Raw genomic sequence first — 14727 nt, 5'->3', positions numbered from 1 at the left:
GCAGGTAGGCCAATCCAGGTCGTGTTGATTGTTGGGACGCTACCCATCGCGACCCTATGATCCTGCAGCGGCCCAAACCACCTCACGCGATTTCGTGCCCATAGCCGGGCGATTACAGCGCCACCGCGGCCGGTTCGCAATCCACGAGGGTTAGGGCGCGTTGGCGTTCCGTCACCATCTCTCGGTCAAGCAGGAAGTTTGTCGAACTCTTGCGCCCCCAGCGCCCCGTCCCTGATCGTACCATCATTGCCCGCCGACCACTTGCGCCCTCGCGGTCGCGGGATATTGTTTTGCTCAGAGGTGAAGAGGATGAGCGCGAACGCGCGAGAGTTTATCGACTTTTGGGTGCAGAATAGCGTTCACGCTGCCGAGCAATTCGGTGAGCCCGGCGCCTCGCAAGACGTGGCCGAGCTAACGCGACGCTGCATCGAAATGGCCAAAAACGAAGGAATTACTGAGAAGGCCATGCGTGACGAGGTCGGAGACATGGCTGAATATATTCGGGACAAACTGAAGGCCGCGAACAAAGCCGAGTCGGATCGACAGAAGTAGGACTGTTGGTCAAACGCATTTCAGGCTGGAGCTGCAAGTTCGACGAGCCGATCATACTGCCCGACGGTCGGCGCCTGGTCGTTCTCCGCGACGCCGCGAACTACATCACCAAGCTACGGAAGAAGGAAGCCACCGCCCCCGAATGGCAGGCAGCCAGCATCGTAGGCTCGGGGTCGAAATGACGGAAAGAAGCGAGCGGCTCCGACGGGACGCGGCAACCGAAGGGCTACTATTGACCACTGGAATGTTGACCGTCAACGGCGCATACACAGTGGATGGCAAAATCACTTAGGACGCGCCTGCTGGAAGTGAAACTAATCGCCCTGCTCCCAACGAAATGGGAGTGGCAGGTCTGCGAAGGCGCGGTACCCGTAATGTCAGGTTATGAGACTTCGCGGGAAACGGCTCAGATCGAAGGGAATAGCGCCTTATTTTACTTGCTTCGGTGTCCGACCTGACCATTCGAAGCGCCCGGCTCGAATTATGTCGACTCCCGGATAAAAAGGGCGTCTAGTCGTTTGCATCATCGCGCTGCCCCCCGGCTCACATCGGTGACTGAGAGTTCGGTAACGCTCCCGCCAAATCGAATAGGGAGTACCGGTATGTCGCATCGTCGACCTTCCAAGCTATCATCATGCACATTCGAATTCCGCTTAGCGCAAGAGGCGATCAGCCTGCGCAAACAAGCCGGAGGCATGCCCCACGGCATTCGTCGCGACGAGCTTCTGCGGAAGGCCAGCCAGATAGATGATGCCTCTCGAGTCAATAAGTGGCTGACTTCGCCAGGAATGCGGGCTCCGACATAATTTTCCAGGGCTCAACAGCATCCGCGATCTTCATCAGGCGGCGCACGGCTTTCTCGGGATCGGCATAGAGGCTGTCAGCGACGTACTTTATCGCATGTCGCCACGCCTTCGGCGATGTGGGCATCGGCGCCAGCCGACCCAGGGAAATTGTCAGCGGATAGCACTAGGCCATTCGTGCACGCGCTGCCATGAATGCGCCCCAGGAGAATCGACATGAAATGGAACAGCACTGTTCTCCGTTCCTACAACCACAAACTCGAATATGCTTTGCTTGGTATGGTGCTGGTTGCGATGGCTCTATGGCTCGCCCTCTGATCCAATGCCGATGCCGCGCTGCCACTCGGGAGATTTTGCTCATTCTGTCCGGAGAGTGCCCTGTGAAGCTCATCTGTGCTTGCTTACTGCTGGCAGCAGCATTCTGCCTATCAGGCAATGGCTGCCGCGCCCAGCAACCCTCATTGGACACCACCGATTTGGACGGCCTCTATCAGCTTCCAACCGAAGCCGCTCCTTCTGTGCAGAAGCATCAGAGGGTCCACAAGCGAGCCAAGACCGAAGCGGCCGAGCAAAGACCAGCCTCGGAATCCAAACCGACTAGCTGGCAGGAAGAAGAGGCTCGGCAGCAGGCGGATGAGATTCGGTTGAGGCGAAAGCTGAATATATGTCAGAACTGTACTGCTCCGGAAAGGTCATCGGATCAAGCGCCTAAGCGGTAAAAAAGAGCCTGAGCACCGCTGCCTTTAGCTGGAGGCGTACAACTATGGTTGGGCTCAGCTCGAAAGGCTCTCTTGCGAGAGTTTTATTTTCAATCGTCGTAACAGCGTTTATGGTAATCAGCACGATCGCAGTTATCAGATACCTCGCCGGAAACTGATGGGGTGGTGTCGCCGCCCCCGCGACAAGCACGGAGCAGAAGCGGCGCAACGCCACCGCACCAGCTCGGTGATCACCCCATAATCTCCACCTGAAGCTCGGTTCGCCCTTCCCACGATGCCGTGGACACCGCGCGACCGAGCATGGTGGCAACCTAGAACCAACGCCCGATTGCCATCAACCCCGCACTAACGTTACCTGCGGCGCGCTGAATATAACTCCACACAACTATCTGAGTTGACGCTGGACCTGCACCGATCGTTAACCAGCGGCCGAGACCAACCACGCCATTTATGCCACCGCTTACAGCTGGTTGAGCCACGAAGGTTGCAGGATATGTCCAATTTCCTGAAGCACCACTAAAAACATTCAGGGCGCTATCTGTTGCGTCGGATGCTGAAGCGTTTGGGTTCCAACAGATCATTGTGCCATCAGCGTACTTCACATACTGACCGTTGGTGTTCGAACCACGCTCGATAATCGCGCCGGTTGGGACGCCGCCGCTCTGGCTGACCGTACCGACAATATCGGCCTTTTTTACATAGCGCGCATCGGCGCCTAGATTCACGAGCGCGGTTGCAGCGTTCGCCACATCAGAGAGGTTGTTGGTCGAGAGCAAATCACCGCTGCCCGGTGCTCCGGAGATCGCGAAATTCCAATCCGCGACAGTGCCAGAGCCGCCCGCCTTGGTAACGTTGATCGTGATGTTGCCGCCGCTATAGGCAGTAACTGTTCCCTCCATGAAATTCGCGCCGTTCGCCGCCGAGCTGGCGCGAATGTAGTTGCCGACCTGATAGGCGTAGCCTGTGCCGATGGCGAACGTCTTTGAGCCCGTCCCAATCGCAAGTGACGTTGACGACGAGCCGCCGTAGCCTTTTCCGGCGGGAATGGTGAAATCGAAGACCGCATCCGACGATGTCCCTGAATTGGTGACGGATGCACCCGAACCGGGCGCGCCGGTCGTGGTAGTGCCAACAGAGACCGTAGCGCCATCCCCCTTCGCCGCCAGCACTTGCCAATAGGTGGCGTTGGGCGGCGCGTGGCCAGATCCGGGCTCATCATGGAGCCAGACATAGGACGTGCCGCCAGAGCTGGCGACGTCGCCAATGCTGTACGTGCGATCGTTGTCGTACGGGCCGGTTGGGTTGAACCCTCTATAGACACCCTGAAACACCCACACGCCGCCGGTCTTGAGCCAGAACTTATAGGCGCCCGGCTGGATCGCATACTGATCCTCTTCGCCAAGCGAGGGGTCCGGCTCGGTCTCGGTCGGAGGAACGATGACCGGAATGCCGTTGGTGTTCAGCGCGGCGACCATCTTGTTGACCGACTCCATCGCCGTAGCACCGGCAAAACGCAGGGCCGACTCGTCGCGATACCTGACATCGTAAGGTAAGATGCGGATTTCACTCATCTCGATCCGTTGTTAACTTCTTTGGTCAACGTCTGCATTGTTTTGGAAAGTTGCCATTTGTGTCCCGAAAAGCCCGAAATCCGCGATAGTCGCAGAAATAGGGATTTTCGCGACGGATTGCACCCGCTAGATTCGAGCGGGTGAGCACCTCGCAGCTGGGAATACCGACCTTGAGGCGGCTGCAAGCATGGCACGATCAGTATTCGCCGGCTGCATCGTGAATTCGCGACGATGTAGCTGCTAGTTCTGCTGCACAAAGGTATCGCGCCCGAGAGGGCTATGACGTGTAAACGTAGTGATTATCGCTATCGGTCGCGGTCCGCCATCAAAGTCTAGCGTAGTATAGCGTGCCGAGGGTAGCAGTAGCGCAGAATCGGCGTTCTCTGTGCTGCATGTCCGGGCTTCAGCAGCGTTACGCTCGCGGGCGCTATTCGGTCTGGCGGAATTGTTCTTCCAGAGCGGACATCCCGCCAATCAACCCCAAACGGGGCACGACTGGTGAATGGCTGCCTGACAGTCTTCGCTTGTGTTCCGCCAAAACGGACAGCATTGCCGATCCTGCTTTCGATTACCGACGTAAATGGATACTATGCTGCCGCCATGATCAACCTTGTCGCGGTGAACCCATGGGCCTCAGCCGATGTTATCAAGAGTCCTTTCACGATGACGGTGTCAACGCGTGGAGCATGGCCCGCATCGCACCCCCTTCCGATCTTGTCGGCTTAATTCATGGCTATAGCGATTATCGGGAGCGCACGGCGGGATTTGCGACCCGTCGCGAATTGCCCCACGCGGAAGGCGTGTTCATCGTCAATCTCGGCGATCCCATATCGATCACCGGTGGCAATGGGGAGTGGCTGACGCTGAAGGCCGGCGAAGCCTTCGTGGCCGGAGCGCATCTGAAGCCGGCCTTGTCGCACTCGTCCGGGGCGCAGGCGGGCGTGCATATATTCCTGCCGCTTGCCACGCTTCGCCTGCTGCTCGGGACGCCGATGCACGAGCTGGCCGATCGCGTCGTCTCGCTTGATGCCCTGCTCGGGCGCGCAGCTCGCGAATTGGGCAGCTCGCTTCAGGCGGCGAACGGTCGCGATCATCGCGTGCTCCTGCTGGACCAGGCCCTTCGCCGGCACCTTCTGGGGGTCGAGCCTCTGAACAGGCAGCAACGCCACGCGCTCTACCTGCTGCGAACCCGGTCGGACCTGGATATTTCAGCCATCGCCGCAGAGATCGGGTGGAGCCGCAAACACATGGCCGAACGGGTGCGTGATGCGGTTGGCGTCGGCCCCCGCTCGTTCCGTCGACTGTTGCGCTTCCAGACGCTGACACGCCTGATCGCAAGAGAGGCGGATCGGCCGGATTGGGCCGGTCTGGCCGCAGAGGCGGGCTATTATGACCAATCCCACATGATAAAGGAATTTGGCGAATTCAGCGGCCTTACCCCGACCGCGTTTCTTGCGCGCTCGTTGCCCGATGGCGGCGGACTCGTGGAAGCCTGAGGTGCGTTTTGTCCAATCCAGGGCTGGGCATTTCGTCTATCCCTGTGTCGGACAGCAACGAGGTATCCCATGCGACACGAGATCATCCCCAATCTGCGCTATGCCGATGCGCCGCGTGCCATCGAGTTTCTGTGCGCCGCCTTCGGCTTCGAGCGCCGCGCGGTCTATCTAAGCGAATCCGATCCCAATATCGTTCAGCATGCGCAACTCGTCTGGTCCGATCGCATGGTGATGATCTCCACCGCCATCGACTCGCCCCATGTGCGGGCCGCTCGGATGAAGACGGTTGCCGAGGCCGGCGGCCCGACCATGGGCCTCTATCTGATCGTCGAGGACGTGGACGCTCATGCGGAGCGCGCACGCGTCGCCGGCGCGGAGATTATCCGCGATCCAAGGGATGAAGACTATGGAGGGCGGGGCTATTCCGCGCGGGATCCGGAAGGCAATGTCTGGAGCTTTGGGAGCTACGATCCTTGGGCGGACCAATGATGTCCGGCCTTCGGGTGCAAGGCAGCCCGCCGACAGCGGAGAGCCTAGCGTGCCTATGGCGTAGACATAGTTCCCATCTTCATTGTTCTCGGCCCGCCACGAATGTGCCCCTGTATCAGAGGCAGATGCTCAGAATTTTCAAACGACAAGCTTCCACAGCGTGAGATTTGCGCTTGGCAACCGTTGCCTGCTTTGAGCTTTTCGACGCGGTCTTCGACGGCTTGCGACGCTCATAGTCGCCTGCGATCACCATGGCCCAATAGGTGCGCCCGGTCGTCGAACTTTTGACGCTGGCGATGCCGACACGCGAGGCGTTGTGCAGCAGGAGGTTTCGTCGGTGTCCCGATGAATTGACCCACTGGTCAAGTGTCTTGGGGAAGCTGTCGTAGCCGTACGCGATGTTTTCCGCCGCTCGGCCGGCTCCCGCCGGGCTGACGCGCGCGTTGAATCCACCGATGACGTCGTGGTCGAGCCGGTCCTTTGCTGCCATCCCCGCAGCTTGCGCGTGCGCAATTCGCGTGAGTGTCGCATCCAGGACGACGCGCCCCTCCCTATGCTGAGCGCGATAGCGCGAGATCATATCCGCAGGAGATTCGGCGCGAGCAAGCACTGGATAGCAGCAAGCGGCGACCCAAAGGCAGAGGGAGACCAGCGATTTCATCCGTGTTTCCAAATCAGCTTTCCGGGGCGGTAAAGAGACCAGATAAACCCGGAAGTCATTGGTTTTGTTATGCCAGGCTGCGCGATGTCCGGACCGACCATGGCACCGCCGCGACGTCGAATAAATCGCAGTTTCAATCCTGTCGATACCCCCTTCGCCGGTAATAAATCAACGCATTATTAGGAAGATTATCCTGAAACCTTACGGATAATTCTCCGCCGGTACATTTGCGGCAGGATGCCCCGCGCAAACAACTCATTAACAAAAATGGAACCATATTTTGCTCAATTGTGTTGGGCTGCATTAACCACTTCCGGAGGCGACTAGAATGACGGATGAGCAGCTAGCTCTTCAGGCCGTTCGTGAAGCCCAAGGCATACTTGAAGAATACTTGCAGCCGCGACCGCGCAACAACGAGCGGGTCATCCTTGACAGGTTGGTGGAAGTGTTGGAGCGGCCCGAGCTCCTTGTGGCCATCAACCGGATGCAGCGCGGCCTGTAGGTGCGTCGTCGCGGGCCTTTTTAGCGATACACCGGACAATCCCGGGCCTATTTCCGCGCCGGGATAAATGAGTCCCATGGCGTCACACTGTTGTGGCATGCGTGTTGCACTTCAGTGCCTGCTGGGGATTTCGAGGGCCCAGTATGACACAGGGCGCCGCCGGGACAGCGTATTTTGAGCCCGGCGGCGTATCTTTCCGAGGCACGTTGGACGCGGTCGCGTATCGACTTACGGTCCACCGGAGCCGGCCGATTCAAGCACACGCGCCGGCCAGGGATTGCGGCCGGGAAAGTAGCCGCAGAGTGCGGTCATGATGGGCATGGCGACATGCCATTTGACGAACAGGCCGGCCCGCCGGCGCGGCGCATAGTCGCCCCACCAGGCATATTGCGCACCGACCGTCAGCATCCGCTCGATCAAACCAGCGCTTGCGGCCAGGCCCGGCAGGAAACCGCCGATGCTGTGGCCGACAACGATGAGCCGCGCCGACGGCGAACGCACGCGCATGAAGCAAAGTGCCGCCTCGAAATCGAGTTCTCCCCAGAGCCTGAAAGCGTCGACCGCTGGCGGACAATCACTTCCGTGGCTTGGTCGGCCTTTGGACCAATCCTATCCTCGGTTGGGATAGCCGATTTCGGAGGAGATCCGATGCGATTTGTTGTTGGCTTCAGCGTACTGATCGTGTTGTGCGCCTCAGCCGAATCTGCGCCGATCCGTCGTGCCAGGCATCCCGAGCGACACTTCCGTCTCGAACGGCCCGTTGTCCCGCCCTCCGCTATCCCACCCAAGGGAATTGCCGTTCCCGGCTGGACCGACGAAGAGACGCGGCAATGGCTCAACAGTGCCTCAGGGCCCAAAGGTTAGTGAACGCGCACCTGGCGCGCCGCAGTAGCCAAGCCGGGGGCGGAATGTTACGCGACAATGATGGCGGCAGTCCCGGATGCGCAGGTAGGCAAAGGCAAGGCAGGAAAACTCGGCTTCCTGCCTCGCCTTGAATCGCTGCGCGGCATCGCGGCCGTCTCGGTCGTCGGCTATCACATCACCGGCCAATTCACCGACACCTACGTCACCGGCATGGCGCCGGTCGTGATGTTCTTCGTGCTCAGCGGCTTCGTGCTGGCGCGCTCGCTGCAGAACAATCCGAACCCGATCACGTTTCTGCGACATCGCCTGTTCCGGCTCTTCCCCGCGGCAATCGCGGTGGTGGCGCTGCTGACCTTGCTGCACCAGCAATACGGCTTCTATGTCGGCTACGAAGCGAAATTCGATCCGCTCAACGTCGTGCTCAATGCAATCATGGTCCGCCATGACATCAACGGCGTGATGTGGTCGATGACCGTCGAGTGCTTTGCGACGCCACTGATCCTGCTGTCGGTCTACATCTTCCAGCGCGTTGGCCCGCAGCCGCTGATCATGTCGATCGCAGTCCTGTTTGGCCTCTCCTTCTGGGGCGCCTATGTGCATCTGCTCGGCGGCGTTGCGAACCTCGCGCCGCTCTACGCCTTCGTCGCCGGCGTGCTTCTGCAGATGCAGGGCGAGCGGACCGCCGAGCGGCTGCGCACGGCTGCCGCCTGGATCTTCTCGATCGCGGCCATCGCCCTGCTCTGCTTCTGCGGATCGCAGAAACAGACCGCGCCGATCATCGCGCTGGAAACATTGAGTTCCTCGCTGCTCGTACTGCTGGTCGCCTTTCGAAGCTCGATCGGCCTCTTTGCCGCTTTCGATCTCCGCCCGGTCCGCTTCTACGGCCGCATCTCCTACAGCTTCTATCTGCTTCACCCGATCGGCATGTCGCTTGCCGTCCGGCTGCTCGACGCGAGGGGACTGCCGGTCCTGCTCGCGATATCAGTGACGACGATCGCGGCGGTGGCGTTGACGACGCCGATGGCCTGGCTCTCCTGGCGCTATATCGAGAAGCCCTTCATGGCTATGGGCCGGCGGCTGACTGCGAAATAGCCCTCGCCGGTGAGCGCGCTCGAAGCTGGGCAGCAGCAATTGCTGTCCATCGCTCCGACCGCAGGGAATGATCGCCACTAGATACCGTTTGAGATGAATGAAGAGATCTGGACTGCCCGCAGCAGAACACCCCAATTGTTCGGATGCACTCCGTCGTGAGTGAGAGCTCGATAGTTGGCCTTGTTGACGCCGCTTGAATTGAAAAGATCAAGGCATGGCACGCGGTTTATTTCGGCTACGCGCAGCATGGCGGTGACGTAGTCGCGGAGAAAAAATCCCAGCTCGTTCGGATATACGTCGCTGTCACGATCGTCGCTCCATTAGTCGGGCTCTCTATCATCGCCGACCGGTTCCGAGCAACCACACTGCTCACTCTTCGTCATTCCGGGGCGCGCCTCTTGGCGCGAGCCCGGAATCCATTGGGCCGCATGTCCTGGTGGTGAAATGGATTCCGGGCTCGATGCTTCGCATCGCCCCGGAATGACGGAGAGAAAATTCGCCAGTGCTTCCAAAGTGATTTGGTCTGTCCACCCCCCGCGCAAAAAACATTCCGCTTCCGCCGTCGGGCAAATCACCGCTATGACTCCGCGCGTCTCACCCGAAATGAGGGGCGGGTCGCGATCGTCACGAACGTTGCGGTGAGATGCGGTGGACGCGGGTGTTGCGACTGACGAGCGTGACTATCCGTGGACGGCGAAGTCGTGTGGTTCTGGCGCCCCGACGCTGGCGCTAAGTTCGCGAGTAGCAAGAGCTGCCGCGGGCGACGGTGGCAAGAAAGCCCGGTCACCGGGAAGAGCACGAAGTAAGCCGTAAACCACTGCGCAGGGAAAGCCGGTGTTGCTCCGGTTGACCTGTGGTCCTACCCCCGTGCTTTTTGTTGCACGGGGCCCACGGGTGCGACCGGCACCCGGCTTTCCCTGCGCCCTCACTTCAATGAGAGGGCGGAAAGTGACGCAAAGCTCGGGCGAAAGCTGCCGCGAGAACGCGGACGCACATCCTGTCCCCAGACTGCACCGTCATGCCCGCGAAGGCGGGCATCCAGTATCCGGCAGCCTCTCGGCTTAAGCTCAGCCGTCTCTGGAATACTGGATCGCCCGGTCAAGCCGGACGATGACAGCGGAGAGCTGTTTGACAATTGAATCACCCATCCCCGTCATAGCAATGAGCGTCGTCCCGGACCTGCGTTTGCAGGAGCGACGGAATCGCAGGGGCATCCCTACCCCGCCAGCCGTTCCGCATATTCGATCGCTTCGACCAGGCTGCGTTCAGTGGGCCGAGCACGCCTACAAATTCAGCAGATTTATCGAGCGCATCGGTGAGATTGTCGGCCAGAAGCCTTAATTGCTGCATGATGCTGTGCCGGAAATGGTGTGCACGTCCTAGGCGTCTGCCTCGCCGGATGCAATCCGATAATGGCGCTGCGCCTTGGCTTTACGCTAGAATGGGCCTTGCTCCAATGTGGGAGGTGTGGCGATGCCGAGAAAGGGAATCACCGGCCACGACGAATGGGTCATCACCGAAGCGCTGGCGACGGCGCTTGTCGCCCTCGAGCAGCTTCCCCCAAAACATCAGCCGCGTCCGCACATGGAGGACATCCGAAAGCTGCTTGCCGCCGGCTGCGATTCCGGAACCGTCGCCCTGCATCTGGCGCAGGCGAAGTGCCGGCTATTTCCTGACGCCGATCCGCTGGCGATCTACGAGGAATACGGCCTCAGCGACGGACAAGGCTGATGTCCTAGCGGCTGATCCGCCAGATCGTGCCGTTGCCATCCTCGGAGATCAGCAGCGCGCCGTCGCGGGCGACGGTGACGCCGACCGGGCGTCCCCACACTTCGGAATCGCTGATCACGAAGCCGGTCGCAAAGTCCTCATATTCGCCGGTCGGCACGCCATCCTTCAGCCGGATGCGGACCACCTTGTAGCCCGTGCGCCTCGACCGATTCCACGAGCCGTGCAAGGCCGCGAATATGTCGCCGCGATACTCGGCGGGAAAGTTTTGGCCGTCATAGAACGCCAGGCCGAGCGAAGCGGAATGCGCCTGCAGCAGCACGTCGGGAACCGTGACCTTGTCTTTCAGCTCAGGCCGTACCCCGACATGCCGCGGATCCTCGTTGGCACCGATGTAGAACCAGGGCCAGCCATAGAACGCATTCTCGCGGATCCGGGTCACGTAATCGGGCACGAGGTTATCGCCGAGACCATCGCGCTCATTGGTCGAGCACCAGGGCACGCCCGTTTGTGGCTGGATCGCAAGCCCGACGCAATTCCGGAGGCCGGTGGCAAAAATGCGCTGGTTCTTGCCGTCTGGATCGAAGGCAAGCACCGCGCCGCGGTTGGCCTCATTGCCCCAGGCGGCACCGAGCGGGCGCTCGCGGCTCCAGGCTTGCAGGCCGCCCGGCGGAGTGCCCATGCCCTCCCCCGAATTTCCGGCCGACCCGACCGAGACCAGCATCCGTGCATTGTCCAGCGTGAAGACGATGTCGCGGGTCGAGTGGCCCCAGCCGTGCGGCAGATTCGCGACGATTGTTTCCGGCTTGCCGGAAGCCTTGAGATCGCCATTGCGATAGGCAAAGCGCACCACGCTCCCGGTGTTGGCGACATAGAGCCATTGCGGGTTGTCGCCATTCGGAAAGAAGGCGATGCCGAACGGACGATCGAGGCCAGTGGCGTAAACTTCGTTGATCGTGGGTTTGGCCGCTCCATCGGCGGCGCGCAGCACCCGGATGCGCCCGGCACGCGTCTCGGCGACGAAGATGTCGCCGTTCGGCGCGGTCTTGATGATGCGCGGCCCGTTCAAGCCGTCGGCGAACAGTTCGGCCTTGAACCCCGATCGCACTTGCGGAATTGTGGAGGCCGATCGCGGCGCGACGCGCGACATGTTCGCGGTCGATGGCGTCGCGCCGGGTTTGGGCAGGTCCTGTGGCGTGATCAGGCGCAAGGTGCCGGGCTTGTCGCGCCGCCAATCGCCATAGGCCTCCTGTCCCTTCAGGACAGTCGGCTCCGCGCTTCCATCAGCCGGGATCATCAACACAAGCAAGGTCGCAACCGTGGCGCTTGCTGCAATTGGCTTCCAGGGCATTGCATATCCTCACGCGAGACGACGATCTCGCGAACACGCATCCATAGCGCAGAACCTGGGCAGGCTCATTTCACAATCTCGTCTGTGGTTGCGACGATTTGGGCGTCAGTGCCCCCGTGCTGGTGCGTTGAGATCGATCGAGCGCATGCTCAGCGCGAGCGGGATCATCAGGGCGCCGATGACGGCGAGCGTCCAGAACACATCGATATAGGCCAGGAAATCAATCTGGCGCTGCAATGTCTGGCCGACCCAGGCGATCGCCTGCGAGGCCGCATCGGAAGCATTGGAGCCCTGCGCCTGGAAATAGCGCGTCATCGCATCGATGGTCTGCTGGTAACCGATGTCGGACGGCGCGACATGCTCGACCAGCCGGCTCTGATGGAATTGCTGGCGCTGCGCCAGCACGGTCTGCGCCAACGCGACTCCCATCGAGCCGCCGACGTTGCGGGCGACATTGATCAGCGCCGAGGCCTGGTTGGTCTTCTCTGGCGGCACACCGTCATAGGACGCGGTTGTCACCGGCAGGAACAGGAACGGCAGGCCAATGCCGAGGAAGATGCGCGACCACGCCGCGTAGCCATAGGTGATGTCCTGGTTCAGCCCGGTGAGATGCCACATCGTGATCATCACGATCGTCGCGCCAACCATGATCAGATATTTCGGCTGCACGATGCTCACGAGCCTGCCCACGATTGGCATCATCACCATCGTGAAGAGGCCGCCCGGCGACAGCGCAAGGCCTGCGAGCATTGCGGTGTAGCCCAGCTCGGCCTGCAGCAGCTGCGGGAGTATCTGGGTGGTCGAGATCAAGACCGCGCCGGTGCCGAGCATGACCAGGAAGCAGGCCGCGAACTGCCGCTGGCCGAGCAGGCGAAGCTCGATGATCGGGTCCTTGCGCGTCAATTCCCAGGGGATCAGCGCCAGCAGGCAGAAGGCGGACATCAGCGCAAAGCCCAGGATCATGCTCGATCCGAACCAGTCGTTGCGCTGGCCTTCGTCGAGCACGAATTCGAGCGAGCCCAGCCCGATCGCGACCAGGATGAAGCCGATATAGTCGATGCGGAGTCCATTGCGGAGCAATTCCCTTCGCTCCTCCTCCGCACCCGAGGGTTCGCTGACCAGCGTCCCCACCAGGACCAGCGACAGCAGTCCCATCGGCACGTTGATCAGAAACACCCAGTGCCACGAATAGGTGTCCGTGATCCAGCCGCCGAGCGTCGGCCCGATCACCGGCGCCACCACGACCGCGATGCCGTAGATCGCGAAGGCCTGGCCGCGCTTGGCCGGCGGAAAGGAGTCGGCCAGGATGGCCTGCTCGGAGGTCGCCATCCCTCCGCCGCCAAGCCCCTGCAGGATGCGGAACAGCACCAGCGCTTCCAGGCTCCAGGCAAATCCGCACAGCAGCGACGCCACGCTGAAGATGCCGACGCAGATCATGTAGAAGCGCTTGCGGCCGAGCACGGTCGCGAGCCAGCCGGAGATCGACAGCACGATCGCGTTGGCGACGAGATAGCTGGTGATGACGTAAGTGCTCTCGTCGATTCCGACCGCCAGCCCACCCGCGATGTGGCGCAGCGAGACATTGGCGATGGTCGTATCGAGCACCTCCATGAAGGTCGCGATCGAAACGACGAAGGCGATGAGGTAGGGATTGTGTCCGCCGGCTGCCGAGCGCTCCGGCGACCAGCCGCCGGCCTGCGTGGTATCAGTCATCGCACCTTCGTCCAGGGCACGACCGACATGCCGGGGCCGACGGGCACGTCGGGCGGCCAATGATCGACCACGATCTTGACCGGCATACGCTGCACCACCTTCACGTAGTTGCCGGTGGCGTTCTCTGCCGGCAGCAGGCTGAACGCCGTGCCCGAGCCGGGCTGCACCGAGTCCACGCGTCCGATCAGTTTGCGGTCCGGATAGGCGTCGATCGTGAACTCGACGGGCTGGCCCGGACGCATGTCGCGAAGCTGGGTCTCCTTGTAGTTCGCCACGATCCAGACCTCGTCAGGCACGAACATCATGATGCTCTGCCCGGCCATCGCATACGTCCCCTTGGCGCCGGTCAGCTTGACGACGCGCCCGGACTGCGCCGCTGTGACCTTGGTGTATTCGAGATTGAGCTTGGCCTGATCGCGCTGCGCCTCTGCCTGCTGCAGCGAGGCCTTGGCGCTCTCACGCTGGGCCTGCAGCGGCTTGATCCCAAGCTCGGCCACGGTTACCGCCGTCCTCGCGCGAGTGGTGTTGGCCTGCTGCGCTTCGAGATCGGACTTGGTCTGTTGCTGACGTTGCAGCGTGCCGGCCCCCTTCTGCAGGAGATCGTCGGCGCGCGCGGCCTCCTGCTGCGCGAATTGCAGTTGCGCTTCGGCTTGCGAGAGCTGTGCTCTGGCCTGGTCGATCTGCGCCTGCTGGCTATCGATCTGGGCCTCGATGTTGGCGATGTTGGCCCGTGCCGCGGCAACCTGCCCTTCGGCCTGGTCCACCGCGATCTTGTAGTCGCGATCATCGATACGGGCGAGCAGATCGCCCGCATTGACATGCTGGTTATCCGTGACGCGTACCTCGACCAGGTAGCCGCCGACCTTCGGAGCAACCGAGAAGCTGCGCGCTGCGATGAAGGCGTCGTCGGTAGATTCGTAATCACGGACAGCGAGCCAATAGATGACGCCGCCAGCGATCGCAGCCAGGAGAACGCAAGCGCCCATGATCGCCAAGACCCAGTGCTCGCGGAGCCGATCGAGCATCGATGGCTTCTTGGGCGCGGTTGGCGGACTGTCCGGCGTTTCGCTGACGTCCCTGAATTCAGGCTTCTGCTCGGGAGCGCGTTCCGGAGGCCGTTTTTCTTCCGCGGACGGCCCACGCTCTCGGGTCGTGGCATCCACGGCAGCACCTCAAGCGAAGGAGA

13 protein-coding genes and 1 pseudogene are annotated in these 14727 nt (G+C 61.2%); 7 read left to right on the top strand and 7 right to left on the bottom strand.

The window, feature by feature from the left end:
* Positions 1 to 309: 309 nt before the first annotated feature.
* Both J6497_RS10725 and J6497_RS10720 read left to right on the top strand, forming a co-directional pair.
* Positions 310 to 552, top strand: coding sequence for a hypothetical protein (locus J6497_RS10725; protein WP_225704236.1), 243 nt, complete (start codon positions 310 to 312; stop codon positions 550 to 552).
* Between the two features lie 5 nt (positions 553 to 557).
* Positions 558 to 734 carry a hypothetical protein gene (locus tag J6497_RS10720; RefSeq protein ID WP_225704235.1) on the top strand — a complete coding sequence of 59 codons (177 nt, stop codon included), beginning with the start codon at positions 558 to 560 and terminating at the stop codon, positions 732 to 734.
* Between the two features lie 580 nt (positions 735 to 1314).
* Here the strand turns inward: J6497_RS10720 and J6497_RS10715 are convergent.
* Both J6497_RS10715 and J6497_RS10710 read right to left on the bottom strand, forming a co-directional pair.
* On the bottom strand, positions 1315 to 1482 hold the full coding sequence (locus J6497_RS10715) for a hypothetical protein (RefSeq protein ID WP_225704234.1): 168 nt from the start codon (positions 1480 to 1482) through the stop codon (positions 1315 to 1317).
* 903 nt (positions 1483 to 2385) lie between these two features.
* Positions 2386 to 3645 (bottom strand): hypothetical protein, encoded by a 1260-nt coding sequence (locus J6497_RS10710; RefSeq protein ID WP_225704233.1) that lies wholly within the window; start codon positions 3643 to 3645, stop codon positions 2386 to 2388.
* 686 nt (positions 3646 to 4331) lie between these two features.
* On the opposite strand from J6497_RS10710, the gene J6497_RS10705 reads away from it, so the two are divergent.
* Both J6497_RS10705 and J6497_RS10700 read left to right on the top strand, forming a co-directional pair.
* A complete protein-coding gene (locus J6497_RS10705; protein ID WP_225704232.1) occupies positions 4332 to 5141 on the top strand; it encodes a helix-turn-helix domain-containing protein in 810 nt (269 codons plus the stop codon).
* 69 nt (positions 5142 to 5210) lie between these two features.
* On the top strand, positions 5211 to 5630 hold the full coding sequence (locus tag J6497_RS10700; RefSeq protein ID WP_225704231.1) for a VOC family protein: 420 nt from the start codon (positions 5211 to 5213) through the stop codon (positions 5628 to 5630).
* 115 nt (positions 5631 to 5745) lie between these two features.
* On the opposite strand, the gene J6497_RS10695 is transcribed toward J6497_RS10700, so the two are convergent.
* Positions 5746 to 6291 carry a CAP domain-containing protein gene (locus tag J6497_RS10695; RefSeq protein WP_225704230.1) on the bottom strand — a complete coding sequence of 182 codons (546 nt, stop codon included), beginning with the start codon at positions 6289 to 6291 and terminating at the stop codon, positions 5746 to 5748.
* Between the two features lie 328 nt (positions 6292 to 6619).
* On the opposite strand from J6497_RS10695, the gene J6497_RS10690 reads away from it, so the two are divergent.
* A complete protein-coding gene (locus J6497_RS10690) occupies positions 6620 to 6793 on the top strand; it encodes a hypothetical protein (RefSeq protein WP_225704229.1) in 174 nt (57 codons plus the stop codon).
* A 279-nt stretch (positions 6794 to 7072) separates the two neighbouring features.
* Here J6497_RS10690 and J6497_RS10685 read toward each other — a convergent pair.
* Positions 7073 to 7345 (bottom strand): annotated as a pseudogene (locus tag J6497_RS10685) (alpha/beta hydrolase family protein); the annotation flags it as partial.
* A gap of 372 nt (positions 7346 to 7717) precedes the next feature.
* Here J6497_RS10685 and J6497_RS10680 point away from each other — a divergent pair.
* Positions 7718 to 8749, top strand: coding sequence for an acyltransferase family protein (locus J6497_RS10680; protein WP_225704228.1), 1032 nt, complete (start codon positions 7718 to 7720; stop codon positions 8747 to 8749).
* Positions 8750 to 10222: 1473 nt separating this feature from the next.
* Positions 10223 to 10480, top strand: coding sequence for a hypothetical protein (locus tag J6497_RS10675; protein ID WP_225704227.1), 258 nt, complete (start codon positions 10223 to 10225; stop codon positions 10478 to 10480).
* A 4-nt stretch (positions 10481 to 10484) separates the two neighbouring features.
* Here J6497_RS10675 and J6497_RS10670 read toward each other — a convergent pair whose 3' ends face one another.
* The 3 genes from J6497_RS10670 to J6497_RS10660 all read right to left on the bottom strand — a co-directional run bounded on the left by J6497_RS10670 (position 10485) and on the right by J6497_RS10660 (position 14566).
* Positions 10485 to 11774, bottom strand: a complete 1290-nt coding sequence (locus J6497_RS10670; protein WP_225704422.1) for a PQQ-dependent sugar dehydrogenase — start codon at positions 11772 to 11774, stop codon at positions 10485 to 10487.
* Between the two features lie 159 nt (positions 11775 to 11933).
* The gene (locus tag J6497_RS10665; protein ID WP_225704226.1) at positions 11934 to 13541 is read right to left on the bottom strand and encodes a DHA2 family efflux MFS transporter permease subunit; all 1608 of its coding nucleotides are present in this window, start codon (positions 13539 to 13541) and stop codon (positions 11934 to 11936) included.
* Positions 13538 to 14566, bottom strand: coding sequence for an HlyD family secretion protein (locus J6497_RS10660; RefSeq protein ID WP_249793493.1), 1029 nt, complete (start codon positions 14564 to 14566; stop codon positions 13538 to 13540). The genes J6497_RS10665 and J6497_RS10660 overlap by 4 nt, the downstream gene beginning before the upstream one ends.
* Positions 14567 to 14727: the final 161 nt, after the last annotated feature.

The organism is Bradyrhizobium cenepequi, assembly GCF_020329485.1.
GTDB lineage: Bacteria > Pseudomonadota > Alphaproteobacteria > Rhizobiales > Xanthobacteraceae > Bradyrhizobium > Bradyrhizobium cenepequi.
This window is presented reverse-complemented; position numbering and strand designations above follow the sequence as displayed.

Coding starts and splice junctions, on each gene's coding strand:
- J6497_RS10725 (WP_225704236.1), top strand. CDS start 310: ATGAGCGCGAACGCGCGAGAGTTTATCGACTTTTGGGTGCAGAATAGC.
- J6497_RS10715 (WP_225704234.1), bottom strand. CDS start 1,482: ATGCCCACATCGCCGAAGGCGTGGCGACATGCGATAAAGTACGTCGCT.
- J6497_RS10710 (WP_225704233.1), bottom strand. CDS start 3,645: ATGAGTGAAATCCGCATCTTACCTTACGATGTCAGGTATCGCGACGAG.
- J6497_RS10705 (WP_225704232.1), top strand. CDS start 4,332: ATGGCCCGCATCGCACCCCCTTCCGATCTTGTCGGCTTAATTCATGGC.
- J6497_RS10700 (WP_225704231.1), top strand. CDS start 5,211: ATGCGACACGAGATCATCCCCAATCTGCGCTATGCCGATGCGCCGCGT.
- J6497_RS10695 (WP_225704230.1), bottom strand. CDS start 6,291: ATGAAATCGCTGGTCTCCCTCTGCCTTTGGGTCGCCGCTTGCTGCTAT.
- J6497_RS10690 (WP_225704229.1), top strand. CDS start 6,620: ATGACGGATGAGCAGCTAGCTCTTCAGGCCGTTCGTGAAGCCCAAGGC.
- J6497_RS10680 (WP_225704228.1), top strand. CDS start 7,718: ATGGCGGCAGTCCCGGATGCGCAGGTAGGCAAAGGCAAGGCAGGAAAA.
- J6497_RS10675 (WP_225704227.1), top strand. CDS start 10,223: ATGCCGAGAAAGGGAATCACCGGCCACGACGAATGGGTCATCACCGAA.
- J6497_RS10670 (WP_225704422.1), bottom strand. CDS start 11,774: ATGATCCCGGCTGATGGAAGCGCGGAGCCGACTGTCCTGAAGGGACAG.
- J6497_RS10665 (WP_225704226.1), bottom strand. CDS start 13,541: ATGACTGATACCACGCAGGCCGGCGGCTGGTCGCCGGAGCGCTCGGCA.
- J6497_RS10660 (WP_249793493.1), bottom strand. CDS start 14,566: ATGCTCGATCGGCTCCGCGAGCACTGGGTCTTGGCGATCATGGGCGCT.